The 15,566-nt window shown below is 36.1% G+C and carries 16 protein-coding genes; 8 read left to right on the forward strand and 8 right to left on the reverse strand.

The features are described 5' to 3' along the window. Positions 1-164: 164 nt before the first annotated feature. Positions 165-995, forward strand: coding sequence for a T9SS-dependent choice-of-anchor J family protein (locus BLS89_RS01095; protein WP_092735663.1), 831 nt, complete (start codon positions 165-167; stop codon positions 993-995). Positions 996-1,000: 5 nt separating this feature from the next. Next, a complete protein-coding gene (locus BLS89_RS01100; protein ID WP_092735664.1) occupies positions 1,001-3,808 on the forward strand; it encodes a reprolysin-like metallopeptidase in 2,808 nt (935 codons plus the stop codon). Between the two features lie 145 nt (positions 3,809-3,953). Here the strand turns inward: BLS89_RS01100 and BLS89_RS01105 are convergent, their stop codons facing one another. After that, positions 3,954-4,724: an MBL fold metallo-hydrolase gene (locus BLS89_RS01105; protein WP_092735665.1), complete on the reverse strand. Its 771-nt coding sequence runs from the start codon at positions 4,722-4,724 to the stop codon at positions 3,954-3,956. Between the two features lie 47 nt (positions 4,725-4,771). On the opposite strand from BLS89_RS01105, the gene BLS89_RS01110 reads away from it, so the two are divergent. The 6 genes from BLS89_RS01110 to gldG are packed head-to-tail and all read left to right on the forward strand — an operon-like array spanning position 4,772 to position 10,484. After that, positions 4,772-6,199, forward strand: coding sequence for a nicotinate-nucleotide adenylyltransferase (locus tag BLS89_RS01110; protein ID WP_092735666.1), 1,428 nt, complete (start codon positions 4,772-4,774; stop codon positions 6,197-6,199). A 5-nt stretch (positions 6,200-6,204) separates the two neighbouring features. Then, complete coding sequence (locus BLS89_RS01115) at positions 6,205-6,657, forward strand: GAF domain-containing protein (RefSeq protein ID WP_092735667.1); 453 nt, start codon at positions 6,205-6,207, stop codon at positions 6,655-6,657. Between the two features lie 20 nt (positions 6,658-6,677). Continuing rightward, on the forward strand, positions 6,678-7,514 hold the full coding sequence (locus BLS89_RS01120; protein WP_092735668.1) for an SAM hydrolase/SAM-dependent halogenase family protein: 837 nt from the start codon (positions 6,678-6,680) through the stop codon (positions 7,512-7,514). Positions 7,515-7,516: 2 nt separating this feature from the next. After that, positions 7,517-8,062: a CopD family protein gene (locus BLS89_RS01125; protein ID WP_092735669.1), complete on the forward strand. Its 546-nt coding sequence runs from the start codon at positions 7,517-7,519 to the stop codon at positions 8,060-8,062. A 21-nt stretch (positions 8,063-8,083) separates the two neighbouring features. After that, positions 8,084-8,812: an ABC transporter permease gene (locus tag BLS89_RS01130; protein WP_092735670.1), complete on the forward strand. Its 729-nt coding sequence runs from the start codon at positions 8,084-8,086 to the stop codon at positions 8,810-8,812. A gap of 7 nt (positions 8,813-8,819) precedes the next feature. Further along, complete coding sequence (gldG, locus tag BLS89_RS01135; protein ID WP_092735671.1) at positions 8,820-10,484, forward strand: gliding motility-associated ABC transporter substrate-binding protein GldG; 1,665 nt, start codon at positions 8,820-8,822, stop codon at positions 10,482-10,484. Here the strand turns inward: gldG and BLS89_RS01140 are convergent. The 7 genes from BLS89_RS01140 to BLS89_RS01170 form a co-directional block, all read right to left on the reverse strand. Next, the gene (locus tag BLS89_RS01140; RefSeq protein WP_092735672.1) at positions 10,477-11,376 is read right to left on the reverse strand and encodes a lysophospholipid acyltransferase family protein; all 900 of its coding nucleotides are present in this window, start codon (positions 11,374-11,376) and stop codon (positions 10,477-10,479) included. The two genes, gldG and BLS89_RS01140, sit on opposite strands and share 8 nt — an antisense overlap. 103 nt (positions 11,377-11,479) lie before the next feature. Then, positions 11,480-11,851: a large conductance mechanosensitive channel protein MscL gene (gene mscL, locus BLS89_RS01145; RefSeq protein WP_092735673.1), complete on the reverse strand. Its 372-nt coding sequence runs from the start codon at positions 11,849-11,851 to the stop codon at positions 11,480-11,482. A gap of 45 nt (positions 11,852-11,896) precedes the next feature. Next, positions 11,897-12,574, reverse strand: coding sequence for a YiiX/YebB-like N1pC/P60 family cysteine hydrolase (locus BLS89_RS01150; protein WP_092735674.1), 678 nt, complete (start codon positions 12,572-12,574; stop codon positions 11,897-11,899). A 24-nt stretch (positions 12,575-12,598) separates the two neighbouring features. Continuing rightward, positions 12,599-13,018: a DUF4878 domain-containing protein gene (locus BLS89_RS01155; protein WP_092735675.1), complete on the reverse strand. Its 420-nt coding sequence runs from the start codon at positions 13,016-13,018 to the stop codon at positions 12,599-12,601. Between the two features lie 20 nt (positions 13,019-13,038). Continuing rightward, the gene (lgt, locus tag BLS89_RS01160) at positions 13,039-13,908 is read right to left on the reverse strand and encodes a prolipoprotein diacylglyceryl transferase (protein ID WP_092735676.1); all 870 of its coding nucleotides are present in this window, start codon (positions 13,906-13,908) and stop codon (positions 13,039-13,041) included. Between the two features lie 22 nt (positions 13,909-13,930). Next, positions 13,931-14,170 carry a membrane protein insertion efficiency factor YidD gene (gene yidD, locus BLS89_RS01165; protein ID WP_092735677.1) on the reverse strand — a complete coding sequence of 80 codons (240 nt, stop codon included), beginning with the start codon at positions 14,168-14,170 and terminating at the stop codon, positions 13,931-13,933. A gap of 100 nt (positions 14,171-14,270) precedes the next feature. After that, positions 14,271-15,563 (reverse strand): aldehyde dehydrogenase family protein, encoded by a 1,293-nt coding sequence (locus tag BLS89_RS01170; protein ID WP_176763203.1) that lies wholly within the window; start codon positions 15,561-15,563, stop codon positions 14,271-14,273. Positions 15,564-15,566: the final 3 nt, after the last annotated feature.

Raw genomic sequence — 15,566 nt, forward strand, 5'->3', positions numbered from 1 at the left:
GGATTAAGAATCTGTTTGGAGTTTTGTGAAAATTTTATTTTTTTTGTTATCGGCGATATACTATGCAGAGCCTTGGAGATTGTCGTATTTATTTGTTATAAAGTTTTTTTTGAATAAACGCTTTTGTATTAAAAATAATTTATAGATTTGTAAAAAAATATTTTATGAAGAAACAGTTACTTTTTTTAAGTATTGCCGTCTCTTCATTGATGTACTCGCAGAAAGTTATTTTCTCTCAGGACTTCAATGATACAAATAAGCTGGACGGCTGGGGGTTATTAGACCGAGATCGAGATGGAAACGATTGGGAAATTGCTTTTGGTAGTGATTATGCAGAGTCTTTAGGCTGGGACAATGAAGATGGAAATATGATCATTACATATGGATATCAACAATTTCCCGGTGTACAAGGACCTGTAGATCCTGATAATTTGATTTTAAGTCCGGCAATTGAAATTCCAGCAGAAGGGAAATCTACGCTTACATTTAAAATTGGAACGATTACTTCTCAGATAAGTGATATTAATTATCAGCTTTTCATTATTGAAGATGGGCAGCCTTTTTATCCTACCCTTACCCCTGTAGAACAAAAGAACTTTACGGGTATAGAGGGAGCTACAACATCATCTATAGACCTTTCTGCCTATAAAGGGAAAACAATAAGGATATTTTGGAGAATGTATGATTCTTTTGCTCAGTATTTGTTGCTTCTTGATGATGTGAAGATTACACACGAGGAAGGTAATATGGGAGTGGATGAAACTATGCTTAATGGCAACGGCATTAGTATCTATCCTAACCCTGTGAGTACTACCCTTAATATAAAAGGTATTAAAGGGGATTCCCAGTATTCGGTTTACAATGCTCAAGGAGAGCAAGTCCTAAGTGGTAGCAAGCAAGAAGAAATCAATGTAGAGAAATTGCCGCAAGGTGTTTATGTTCTTGTTGTAAAAGCTAATGATACTACGAAATCATTCAAATTCATCAAAAAATAAAAGCAATGAAAAAAATATATACATTACTTCTCGTACTCTTGTTTTCCGTATTCTATTCTCAATCTTATTGGAAAAGAGTCTCTGGGAAGAAAACATTTAGCCTTGGTGCTGAACAAACGCGTCCGGAGGATTTATACTATAGATTAGATGTTAAAGGAATGATGAATTCTTTAGAGTCTTCTAATACTTCCGTTAAAGAATCTTCTACAGGTAAAACCGAAAAACTTATAGAAGTACCTTTAATGAACGGGAAAATAGAAACCTTCAGAGTAATGAGTCTTCCTGTAATGGAGGGATCTCTTGCCCAAAAATACAAACTAATGTCTTTTACCGGAGTTTCTGTAAATGACCCTTATGTCACTATTAGAATGAGCTTGTCTCCTAATAAGTTCCAATCTACAATACTAAACAGGGGGACCTACGAGTTTATAGATGGTATAATGGGAGATAAAACCCTATATAGAGTTCATTATAAAACCAATAAAACGAAAGGAGATAAACCTTTTGAATGTACTACCGATGAAAATGAAGAGGCAAAGAAGAATATTAACAAGCTTTTCAAAAGAGGAAAAATATCGCCTTTAAATAAAATCTCTGCCGTATCTAAAGATTATATTGCCTCCGACACTATATACAGAACTTATAAAATAGCATTTTCTGTTACAGGGGAATATACGCAATTTTTTGGAGGAAAGGAAGCAGCATTGGAACAGATAAATGCTACGCTTACTCGTGTCAATAGTGTTTATGAAAAAGATTTGGCAATACATTTGGTAATGGTAGATGCACCTCAACTTATCTATGAAGATCCTGCGACAGACCCTTATTCAGATGCTAAAGATGGAGCTAGAGGAGCTTGGAATGCAGAGCTTCAAAAAACATTAACTGAAAAATTAGGCGAAGATAAATATGATTTAGGACATCTTTTAGGAGCTTCAGGAGGTGGAGGAAATGCGGGATGTATAGGCTGTGTATGTATAAGCCCTACCGTAAAAGAACCATTAGGAAAAGGTTCTGGATTTACTTCTCCGGCGAATCAAAAGCCTTATGGTGATGAGTTTGATATTGATTATGTAGCTCACGAAATAGGACATCAGCTTGGTGCAAATCATACATTTACCTATAGAATAGAAAGTACTTCAGCTCAAATAGAACCAGGATCTGGTAGTACTATTATGGGGTATGCTGGTATTACGGATTCTAATGTTCAGGAGCACTCAGATCCATACTTTTCTGTGGCAAGTTTACGTCAAATAAAAAACAACAAGAATATAGATAAATGTGGAACTTCCAGTACTATTAATGAAAATACCCCTCCAGTAATAGAAAAATTACCAAGCTATAGTATTCCTAAAGGAACAGCATTTGTCTTAAAAGCAAAGGCTACAGATGTAGAAAACGATCCACTTACTTATACTTGGGAAGAAAATGATTTGGCATATGATAAAATCACAAATGTTTCTGATCAAGAGCTGTATGGTCCAAACTTTAGATCTATTTTACCTTCTAATAATCCGGTAAGATATTTCCCAGCTTTGGAATCTGTTATGGATGGAAAATTAGTAAACATAGATGGCTGGGAAACGGTATCCAATGTCGCTCGTGATATGAAATTTTCCGTAGTGGTAAGGGATAATAATCCAGACCCGTCTAAACAGCAAATGTCTTATGCTACTCAGAAAATATCTGTAAAAGAAGATGGTCCGTTTGCTGTAACCAACAAATATATGGCTTACACATCAGACAATAAGATAACATGGGATGTTGCTAATACTAATAATTCGCCTTACAATGTCGCTAATGTAAAAATAGATTATACTACTGATAAAGGGAAAACATGGACAACCATTGTGGAAAGTACACCGAATAACGGTAGCTATGATTATAATTTCCCGGAAGACAAAATATCTGAAAATGTTCAAGTAAGAGTATCTTCAATAGGTAATGTTTTCTATGCTGTAAGTACTCCTCTGGAAGTCGTAAAACCGAAAGAATGTGATGGCAATGCACCTAAAGTATTTGTAGAAGTAAATGATGCTGGAAACCTTGTAATCACTTGGCAAAAGGGTAAAGCGGAATCCTATGTTATCAGATATAAATTAAAATCTGATAGTGAATGGACAGAAATAACACCTGTAAGCAACGATGAAAATACTTATATGATTAGTGGGTTGAAAGACAGCGTACCTTATGAAGTACAATTGGCTGAAGTTTGTTCAGATGGTACTCAAGGGGCGTTTTCAGAATCAAAAGAGTTCACAATCCTTCCTTTTGTTTATTGTGACTTGGCTGCTAACAGTACGGAGTTTGAATATATCTCTAATGTCAAAATCATAGACAGTGATGGTAATATTATTTTAGATAATACTTCTAGCAATAATAATAAAGGATACAATACTTATACTACTGATGATTCTAAATTAGTAGCCCTTAAGAAAGGTTCTAAGGATAACAAAATAAGCATCACTATCTCTTATCCTGGGGAAGAAGATTATTACGAAACATTAAGTGCTTGGATAGATTTTAACGGAGATGGTGTAATGAGTGAAGACGAGAGAATCGTAGAATCTTTCATTCCGGATCCTTCTAATGGAAATGTTAAAACTGTAATAGAAACATACAAATTCGATGTTCCGGATAACAGCTATATAGGAAAGAGAGGTTTAAGACTCCGAGTGGCACTAAAAGTAGGGCCTTCTATCCACTCTGTTTCGTCGTCATCTTGCGATGGAGCACTCAAAGGTTCTCTATATACTACAAGTCTTTATAGATATGGAGAAGTAGAGGATTACAAAGTGAATATCGAAAAGTAAATCTTTATTTTACGAGATAATACTTAATAATAGTATTCTGAAAGGGGAGAATTCCTATTCGGAATACTATTTTTTTTAGCATTAAATCAAGAAAAAAGAATGCCTGACTTACCTCTTAATTTCTTATGGAATAAACAGTTCAGAATTAGATATTTACTTCAAGTCCATCGAAAGCCAAGTGTATAGGTGCAGGAAGCGAGGCTTCTACCTGCCGATGAAATCCCAGTTCGTAGCTGATGTGGGTAAGATATGATTTTTGGGGTGAGAGTTCTTTCATTAGTTCTATTATTTCTGGGAGAATATAATGCGAATGATGCGGTTTCTCTGCTCTTAGACAATTGATAACCAATAAATCCATATTCTTGATTTTTTCTTTCTCTTCGTCAGCGATTTTGCTTGCATCGGTGATATAGGCTAATTTGTCATTGATTTTATATCCTAAAATAGGGAGTTTTCCGTGCATTACTTTTATCGGCTCTATCGTGTTTTGTCCTATCTGGAAAGGTTTATCCTCTATAATGTTAATGCAGAATGTAGGAGCTCCGGGATAGGGATTTTCCGAAAAGGCATAAGGAAATTTGGTTTTAATGGCATCAGCTACTCTGCTTTGGCAGTAGATAGGCATTGAGTTTTCTTTTCGGAAAATGATGGGGCGGGTATCGTCCAGACCGATGATATGGTCGTTATGCTCGTGGGTGATAAGGACGGCATCCACATTTTTTTCATTATTAAGGAGCATCTGCATACGAAAATCCGGACCACAGTCAATTAAAATTTTTTTATGGTCGTCTGTGGTAATGATTGCTGATGTCCTAAGTCTTTTATCCTTAGGGTCTTCGGATAGACAAACAGGGTGTGAGGAGCCGATTACGGGAATGCCTTGAGAGGTTCCTGTCCCTAAAAATTTAATCTTCATTTTTCAGTTTTCAATCTTTTTGGTAAATTTACAAAAATTTCAATAAGATGCAGGATGTAATGAGAATTTTATCCCCAAAGCAAAAAGCTTTGGCTATCAATCTGGACCCCCATATCTATGGTACTTTTGCAGAAATAGGAGCAGGACAGGAAACGGTACGCCATTTTTTTCGTGCCGGCGGATCTTCGCATACTATTGCAAAGGCAATGTCTGCATATGATAAAGATGTGAGTAATGCCATCTATGGGAAGGAAGAAAAAAATAGGTTTGTGACCCAAAACAGGCTTAAAAAGATGCTTAAACATGAGGTAAGCCTTATAGAAGAGCGTCTGGATAATACGGATACCCCCCATCGTAAATATTTTTCTTATGCGAATACAGTGGCTACTATTAACTATGATAAAACATTCAAGGGGCATGGCTGGGTAGGACTGATGTTTCAGCATGAAGCAAATGCAGAGTATAGTGAGGTTATCCTTCATATTTGCTTCAAAGAAAATGATTCTACACTTCAGCAAGAATCTTTGGGAAAGCTAGGGGTAAATCTTATTTATGGGGCTTTCTATCATTCTGATAATCCAAGGCGGCTTATCAGAAGCCTTTATGATGATATCGCTATTGATAAGATAGAGATTGATATGATAGATTTCCAAGGTCCGGCATTTGAGTATGTAGATAATAGGTTGATGAGTCTTCAGCTGGTAAAGAAAGGAATGACGGAGGCGGTTATCTTCAATTCTGAGGGTAAGAATATGCTGCCGGCGGATATTCTTTACAAAAAAAATGTATTCGCTGTACGGGGAAGTTTCAGACCTGTTACTCTGGTTAATATAGATATGTTTGAAAACGGTTTGGACCTATTTATGAAAGATGCGGAAAGTACACCAGAGGATACGGTGGTTATTTTTGAAATCACGACTTCCAATCTTAGTGCAAAAGGTAAAATAGACGAAAGGGATTTTTTGGATAGGGTAGATGTATTGGCAAAATTGGGCTATACAGTGATGATTTCCAACTTCTCTGAATATTACAGATTGGTAGATTATTTCTTTAATTATAACATCAAGAAACTGGGGATAGGTATGGGGGTTAATAATTTGTTGATGGTCTTTGATGAAACTTATTATAAGAACCTTCCGGGGGGAATATTGGAGGCGTTTGGGAAATTCTTTAGGAATGATATGAGGGTGTATCTCTACCCATACAAAGATCCTGAAACTTCGGAATTTCTTGATTCTGAAAATCTTAAAGTAAATGAAAATCTTAAAGAATTGTACAAATACTTCAAACTGAATGATAGAATAGTGGATATCGTAAATCACAATCCTGCGTATTCAGAAATCTATTCGAGGGATATCCTTTCTAAAATAGTAAGATGTGAAAATGGGTGGGAAAACCAAGTGCCTGAGGGAGTTGCAGATATTATCAAAGAAAGAGGAATGTTTGGTTATAAAAAATCTATAGACTTATTGTAAAAAATATGAAAGAACTTAAGAATAAAATATCAACGATAATACATAGCTCCCAAAATCAAAATACGGAGGCTAAACTTCAGAAAATATGTCAGCTTTTGGACGAAGAAATTTCTTATTATAACTGGACGGGGTTCTATTTCCGAAATGGAGATAAGGAAGAACTTGTTTTAGGTCCTTATGTAGGGGCAGAGACAGACCATACTGTAATTCCTTTCGGGAAAGGTATTTGTGGTCAGGTAGCAGTATCCAACGAAACTTTTGTAGTGCCTGATGTTTCGGAGCAAGACAATTACCTCTCTTGTTCCATTGCTACAAAAGCAGAAATCGTGGTGCCTATTATCAAAGATGGAAAAAATATCGGACAGATAGATATTGATTCTCATAGCCTTAATCCTTTTACAGAGGAGGATAGACAGCTGTTGGAATGGATTTGTGCCGAAGTAGCAAAAATACTGTAAGAGCTAAATAAAAAGAGGAAATGCCTGTCATCACACTTACTTCAGATTATGGATTGACAGACCACAGAGTGGCTTCTATCAAAGGGCGTATATTGTCTTTGGATATAGAAGCCAAAGTCGTGGATGTTACGCATAATATAAAGCCTTATGATATTAAACAGGCGGCATATATCGTGAGAAATGCGTATCATTATTTCCCAAAAGGCTCGGTGCATATCATTTTTGTGGATAGTTTTTATCACAAAGATCGGAAGTTAATTCTTTATCAAGCAGACGGACATTACTTTATAGCGGCGGATAATGGTATTTTGGGGCTTATATTTTACGATATTGTTCCCGAGAAGATTTTTGAGATTACCGTTAATAATCGTTTTGATGATGAAGTGAAATTTACAGGTACGGATATTTTTGTTCCTGCGGCGGTCCACTTGCACAAAGGAGGTCTTCCTGAGGTAATAGGGCGTCCATACAAAGAGCCGAAGGAAGTTTCTGCAATGAGACCGGTCTATAACGAAACAGGAAAAATGATTATAGGAAAAGTGATTTATATTGATAATTTTGACAATGCCGTTACCAATATCAGCCGTAATTTTTTTGAAAAAATAAAGATTCCTTTCTCTCGGTTTTGTATCAAGTCTCGGGGGTATAAAATTACAGAAATTTATAATCACTATACCGAAATGATTTCTGACTGGAGTGAAGAGAAAAAATATCAAGGAAATAAAGCCTACGGTATATTCAATGATGAAAATCTTATAGAGATAGCCATCTACAAAAGCGATGGAAATAGCGGTGCCAATAATTTATTGGGGCTACATATAGAAGAAACGGTTTATATTGAATTTTATAATGATTGATTATGGACTATCTTATCATAAAATCATTACACATAATCTTTGTAGTCAGCTATTTTGCAGGAGTGTTTTATTTGGTAAGGCTTTTTGTTTATTATAAGGATACAGATATCTGTGAGGAGCCTAAAAAAACAATATTAAGGGAGCAATATCTCTTTATGATAAGGCGTTTGTGGAATATCATTACACTTCCGGCAGGCGTTCTTATGTTTATGTTTGGTGTAGCAATGATTACTTTGAATCCAGCTTTGCTAAAGATGCCTTGGTTTCATCTTAAGTTAACTTTTTTACTCGGATTGGGGGCATATCATTATTGGTGCTGGAAGAAAATTTTAGAGCTTAAAGCATTATGTGGTAGAGATTTACCATTGAGTAATATTAAACTAAGACAGGCTAATGAGATAGCTACTTTTATTTTGTTTTTAGTAGTCTTTACGGTAATTCTCAAAGGGTTGGCACTAATGTATTGGTGGCAATTGATTGTAGGATTTATCGTTATTGTAACAGTCATTATGCTGACGGTAAAGATGGTTAATAAAAATAAAAAATAACAACGGATTTATTTATAAAAAATGATTTCTATACTGAAAAAAGAACTTTGGTCGTACTTAGGGAATTGGGGCATATGGGTGATTATCGCGGCATTTAGCTTAATTAGTTCCTTGTTTCTTTTCTTTTTTGATAATGATTTTAATATTTTCGAGATAGGTACGGCATCTTTACAGAGTTTTTTCTTTTTGGCACCGTGGTTGCTTCTATTTATTATGCCGGCACTTGCGATGAAGACTTTAGCCGAGGAGCAGCAGTCCGGTACGCTGCAATGGCTGTTTTCACAGCCCGTAAAGACTTCGCAGATTGTTTTAGGTAAATATTTGTCGGTATGTATTATGGGGTTGTTTTGTTTGGTTCCTACCTTCGTTTACCTCTATACGATAGACACGCTGGGGGTAGTTCGGGGGAGTATAGATTTTGGAATGACATTGGGAAGCTATTTCGGACTGATAGTATTGATATGCAGCTATTCTGCAATAGGCATTTTTGCATCGTCTTTTGCTTCTAATCAAATTACGGCTTATCTCTTTGGTGTATTTATCAATTTTATTTTGTTCTATGGTATCCCTCAGTTGGCAAGTTACAAGCTGTTAGGCAGTGCGGACTATATCTTAGAAAATATAGGGTTTTATTACCACTTCAATGCCTTTACCATAGGGTTGATAGACACTCGAGATGTTTGCTATTTTCTACTCGTTATTTTGATTAGTTTAATTTTCGCTAATTTTTTCATTAACAAAAAGAAATAATCTTCTGATGAATACCTTCCTCAAACATAAAATTCTTTATATCGTACTTGGTCTTTTCCTTATCGTAGGTACATTGGGACTGTTCAGGAAAAGATTTGACCTCACTCAGGAGCATCGTTATACGCTATCGGACGCCTCTGTACGGATTCTTAAATCAATAAAAAAGCCATTAAAAATAGAAGTCTATTTGGATGGTGATTTTCCTGCGTCATTCAAACAGTTACAGAACGAAACCCGTTTTATGCTGGAGGAGTTTAAGGATATTAATAATAATATTGATTACAAATTTATAGATCCTATTGCTACAAAAATCTCTAAAGATACGCTGGTGGCAATGGGGATGCAGCCTTCTATTTTACCGAATGTGAAGGATGGAAAAATTTCAGAAATAGTGATTTTCCCGTATGCAGCTATTAAGTACAACGGCTACGGCATTTCTGTTCCTTTGGTTGTACAGCAGATGGGGCTGGATGCAGACAATCAGATAAATAAATCTATAGAAAGTTTGGAATATAGTCTTATTACTAATATAAAATCTATTACCGAGAATCGTAAAAAAAATATCGGAATTTTGGTTAATCAAGATGAACTGCAACCGACGGAGTTTCAGGGATTTATGGATATGGCTTTGGAGAATTATAATGCAGGACCTATTATTCCAACGAATGGCAAAACGCTATCTATGGCAGATGTACCAAAACTGAAACAGATGAACGCCCTGGTCATAGCGAAGCCAAGAAAACCTTTTACCGATGAGGAAAAACTTATTTTGGACCAATATATAATGAATGGAGGTAAAACCCTCTGGATGATAGATGCGGTAAATGCGGAAATGGATACGCTCTTTCAGTCCAAAAAAATTATGGCGTATTCTATGGATATTAATATGACGGATTTCTTTTTTAATTTTGGCATAAGAATTACCCCTGCCTTAGTAAAAGATTTTAAGAAAACTGCTTTGAAAAGGCTGAGTGTCGGAGAGATACAAGGGAATCCCCAGTACAAAAACTTTTTGTGGCCTTATTTTCCTTTGGGAATAGCCGATGATGATAATCCTATTACCAAAAATATAAATCCTGTAAAATTTGAATTTCCCACTTCTATTGATACCTTAGGCAGAGCTAATATAAAAACTGAAATCCTCTTCCAGTCAAGCGACAGAACGACCGAAAAGGCAGTGCCCAACTATGTTTCGCTTAATGAAATCGTGAATGCAGATTCTTTAGGGGTGATGGAGCGCCCTACGCGTCCGAAGATATTTGCCGTAGCTCTTAGTGGAAAATTTCAGTCGGGGTATGTGAGTAGGGTAGAGCGGGAGTCTTATCCCGATTTTCACTCGCAAAGTTCTAAAAACAAAATGATAATAGTGGCAGATGGCGATGTGGGGAGGAATGCTGTACTAAGAGGTAAGGCGTTGCCGTTAGGTGTCGATTTGCTTACCAATCAGCAGTATGGCAATGCACAATTTCTAAGGAATGGATTGGATTGGCTTTTAGATGATGATAATTTAACATTATTGAGAAATAGAACCATCGAAGCTCGTTTATTGGATAGGCAGCGTATAGCAGAGGAAAAGAATTATTGGCAGTGGTTTAATCTTCTTTTACCGTTATTCCTTGTAGGAGGATTTACGGGGATATTCTTCTGGTGGCGGCGGAGGAAATTCAGCTGATAGGGGGTTCTTCCATATTTTTGACGGCATCTTGGTATTTCCATCTGCGGTGGCTCCATAGCCAATTGGAAGGGGCTTTTCGTATGGTGTTTTCTAAAAGTCTGTGGAATTTTTTGACCACTTCATATTGCTCGAAGTAGTCGTTGTCAGGATAAATTCTTTGGTAAGTTACTTGGTAATGTCCTCGTTTTACTTTCTTCATTTCGCAAAAGATGAAAACCAAATCCATTTTTGTAGAAAGCCTGTCGTATCCTATAAAAGCAGGTGTTTTTTGGTTGAGAAAATTTAGTCCGTAGTGTATGTCTAATACATAAGGGGATTGGTCTGCAATGAACATATAGGCGGCATCTCCGTCGTTAGGCGTTTTTACCATATGCCTTACTACCTGGTGGGCTTCTATGGGGGTGTTGCCAAATCTACTTCTCATAGATTTTATTTTTTCTTCCCAAGAAGAATTTTGTATTTTACGGTAGATAGGGAAACATTTAGACTGAGGTAGTACTGTTGCTAAGGCATTGATCCACTCCCAATTGAAAATATGTCCGGCAAGCATTATTACATTTTTTCCTTCAGCTTTGGCTTCCGAAAACAAATGTTGGTTAAGGTGCTGCACCCGTATTTTTAGCTCTGTATCAGATATCGTGAAAGATTTAAGCGTTTCTACAATGTAATCCGAAAAATTTTTATAAAATGCTTTTTGAATGCTTTTTAGTTCTTGTTTAGTTTTGTTCGGAAAAGAATTTTTTAGATTTTTCATAACCACTTTTTTACGATATCCGGATACATAGTAGAGCAACACAAAAATAATATCCGAAAATACATAAAGTACTCTAAGGGGAGCCTTAGAGAAAGATAAAAGCAGGAAAAATAAAATCTTGTTGAGTCCTTTCATTAAGCTTTAGATATATGCAAAAGTACTATATTTTTGTGTAAAAAATTTAAAAAAAATGACTACCAATATCTGATAGTCATTTGTTCTTTTATATGCTGGAATATTATTTTTTTAATAAATCTCTAATTTCCATAAGAAGTTTTTCCTCGTTGCTTGGTCCTGCCGGTGGAGTCGGTGCTTCTTCTTTCTTAGCTTTATTAGCTATTTTTATCAGTATAAATAAGACTAAAGTAATACATAAGAAGTTAATCACTGCAGAAACAAAGTTTCCATAGGCAATACCATGCCAATTAAGTTTTGCGATATTATCTGCACCTACAGCATTAAGTACAGGATTAAGTAAAACCGGAGTAATGATATCCTTGACCAAAGAATCTATAATTTTTCCAAATGCACCTCCGATAATCACTGCTACTGCAAGATCTATAACATTGCCTTTAAAGGCAAATTCTTTAAATTCTTTAACGAATCCCATGTTTTATATTTTTGATTATTCTTGACAAAGGTAATGGAAAAAATATTATTTATGATATTTATCAACTACAATTTCAAAATATTTGGGGTCGTAGAGTCCTTTCATAGAGTAAAAAATCTTTTTTCTTTCAGAGTTTTCTTTTGGAGTTTTGGCTATATGTAGATCATTATCAAATATTTGCCATACGAGTTCTGTACAATAGAGCTGAGAAGCGTCGTCATATTTCCCACTATGGTCAAAGGGGATTTTTTTTCTTAAATAATACTTTGCTCTTTCTACGATTTGGCTTCTTTGGGTATTTGTAATATTGGGGGCAGATACGACAAGAATTTTGTCAGGCTGAGAGTACTCTAAGAAATCAGATAGAAGTTGCTCTTGCACCCCGTCTATAGGGCTTACATCACTTGATAGGGAATGTATTACATACCATTGATTCTGCTTTCGGTAGAGAATACCGGAGTGGGTAACATCGTAAGAGCCATTATTCAGATTTTGGGCGATGATATTACTAATATAGCCATAGCCTCGTCTTAAAATAACATCACCATCTTTTAATTTTGAAATATCCTTGGATGATAATCTACAGATATGCTTTTCTGATTTTACATATTTTTCTTCTTGGTTTTTGTCGAACCAAAAAAAGCCTTTCCATAGGATGAAAATAAAAATACCCAAAACTATTGGGATAATCAAAATCCGCTTTATGCCTTTGAGTATTTTCATAAGTTCATATTTTAATTTTGTGGATTAGGACATTGTATCTTTATTTTTTTCTTTTTCTTCTTTGCTCATAGAGACTTTCCACTCACCATCTATTTTTTTCAATTGAAGTGTACTTTCTTTTGCATTGGCAGTTGTTTTATAATAGACCACCGCTTCGTCTTTATTTTTACCTTTTAGTTCGGTTTTTACAAATATGAATTCTTCTTTCTTTTTCTTTTCTTCTTTTAACTTTTCTTTGATTTTTTCTTCTCCGCCGGACATTGTGATGACCATATCCAGCATCTGTCCGGTTGTTTTGTCACAATACTTTTTGGCTTCGGTAAAGTTACCGCTATTCATATTCTCGAAGAAATTTTTAGCCGCATCCTCCGGCTTGTCACTTGAACACGAAATTAGCGAAATCATAGCAAATGCTACAAACAATAGTGATAATACTTTTTTCATAATGTAAATATTTAAGTTAGTTAAAGTTTAGAATTTTCTTCTGGGGTAATGGTGAATTTTTTAGACAAAAACATAATAACCATTCCCGCTATCATAAAAGGAATAGAGAGTACTTGCCCGGTATTCAGTCCGTCGGTATGAATAAATTCGTTGCCTTGAGGGGCTTTCCAAAACTCTACTACAAGCCTAATTCCCCATAGAATCACAAAAAATAATCCAAAAATCCAGCCTTGTTGGTATTTCTTGTTTGTTTTACGGTAGATAGTCCATAGTATAAGGAATAGAATGAAGTAACTTACGGACTCAAATAACTGTGCTGGATAGCGTGGTACTATAGGTCCATATTCTAAGCTTTGCTGGGGAAAAAGTATAGCGAAAGGTGAGTCTGCCGGGGCCGGTTTTCCAACGATTTCGGAATTAAAAAAGTTTCCAATCCTAACGAATGTGCCACCCAATGCAACGACAATCGCCAGACGATCATAGACCCAAAAAGGATTTTTCTTAATGATTTTCAGACTATAATAAAGTGTAGTGAATATAAGCCCAATAGTAGCACCGTGGCTGGCTAAACCAGAAAAGCCGGTAAATTCAAAAGTGGGGTTGGTTCTTATGGGTAAAAATACAGACCAAAAATCTTGCTTGAAAAGCTCCGGCTGGTAGAAAATAACATGCCCTAATCGTGCTCCAAATATCGTCCCCACTAGTGTCCATGTGAAAAGAGGCTCTAAGTATTTTTCATTAACACTATCTCTGTCAAATATTTTTTTCATCACATAATAGCCCAGACCAAAGGCTATCACAAACATCAAACTGTAATAGTGCAGAGTGAAAAAGCCTAAGCTAAGATCTTTGGATGGATCCCAAGTGATGTACAATTCGTGTAGATTCATTTTTTATAATTTATTTTTGGTATCAATTTTTTTTATTTGGTACGGGGTCATATCCGCTGCCGCCCCAAGGATGGCATCTGGAAATTCTTTTTATGCCCAGCCACATACCCTTTATCAGCCCATATTCTCGCAATGCTTGCAAGGTGTACTGAGAGCATGTAGGCGTATAGCGGCAGTTTTTTCCCAGCCACGGCGATATAGCGTATTGATAAAACTTTATCATAGCTATTGCAGGAGCTGTTATAATTCTATTTATATTCATAACATAACTATGCAAATATAAATTAAAAAACAATAGGTATCAAAACAACTTTTAGAATGATAGGTCATTTAATGCAGTCTTGTTTTAGGGATTAAAAACACTATTCTTTTACAATTGTTTTAGGAATAGTAAATTCTTTCAAGGCTTGTAGAGACAGTTCTGTTCCGTATCCCGAGCGTTTGGCACCACCAAAAGGCAGGTTAGGGTCAGATTTAGTCATTGAGTTGATAGCCACGGTGCCGGAGTCCAGTCGTTCCGCAAAATACATCGCTTTCTCGGAGTTTTTCGTCCATACCGCATTGCCTAGTCCATAGGGGATATCATTAGCCAGAGATAGGGCATCATCGTCGCTTTCTGCAATCAGAACCAATCCAAGCGGTCCGAAGATTTCTTCGCTCAATATCGGATGATCTTTTTCTACTAAAACCAATCCGGGAATAAATTCATTATCCGAAACCCTTTCCAGCGGGATTAAGATTTCAGCTCCGCCGTCTATTGTTTTTTGATATTGGTTTTCCAACTCGTCTGCCAGGTCTTTCCTTGCCATACCGGATAGTGTAGTACTCTTGTTCCATGGGTTTTCGGGTTGGTACTTCCGATATTCATCTATAAACAAATTCAAAAAAGAGTCCTTTATGTTTTTATGAATGATAAATCTTTTTGCGGCCACGCAAGTTTGCCCACAATTTTGTAATCTCGCGAAAGCTCCTATTTTGGCTGCTTTTTGCAAATCAGCATCTTCCAAAACAATGTATGCATCACTTCCGCCAAGCTCCAGGACGGATTTTTTTATACTCTTACCTGCAATGGAAGCCACCATAGCTCCAGCCTCTTCGCTGCCAGTGAGACTTACTCCTTTTACGATAGGATGCTCTATAATTTCCTTGATTTCGGAGTGCCCTAATTCAAAATTTTGAAAAATGCCTTTTGGGAAACCTGCTTTTGTGAATGCTTCTTCGATGGCTCTACCCGTACCGAAACAAATGCTTGCATGCTTCATTACGACAGTGTTACCAGCCAATATAGTTGGCGTAGCAAATCTTAGAACTTGCCAAAAAGGATAGTTCCAAGGCATTACCCCGAGTATAACTCCCATAGGAGTATGGTGAATCTCACTGATGTTAAAATTGGTTTTTATCTTTTCCGGAGCTAAAATGTTTTCTGCTTTGGCATAGAAATTCACCATCATCGCACACTTTTCTACTTCTGCGATGGATTGAGATATCGGTTTATTCATCTCAGAAGTAATTATTTCGGCATAGATTTCTTTGTTTTCCAGTAGGATATCAGAAAGTTTTTTGAATAGATTTTGTTTTTTCTCAAAAGTTATAAATCGCCATTCTTGATAGCTTTTTTGGGCTAAAGACAATTTGTCTTGAATTAGATTTTGCATTGT

Origin of the sequence: Riemerella columbipharyngis, assembly GCF_900101995.1 — a bacterium.
GTDB classification, from domain to species: Bacteria; Bacteroidota; Bacteroidia; order Flavobacteriales; family Weeksellaceae; genus Riemerella; species Riemerella columbipharyngis.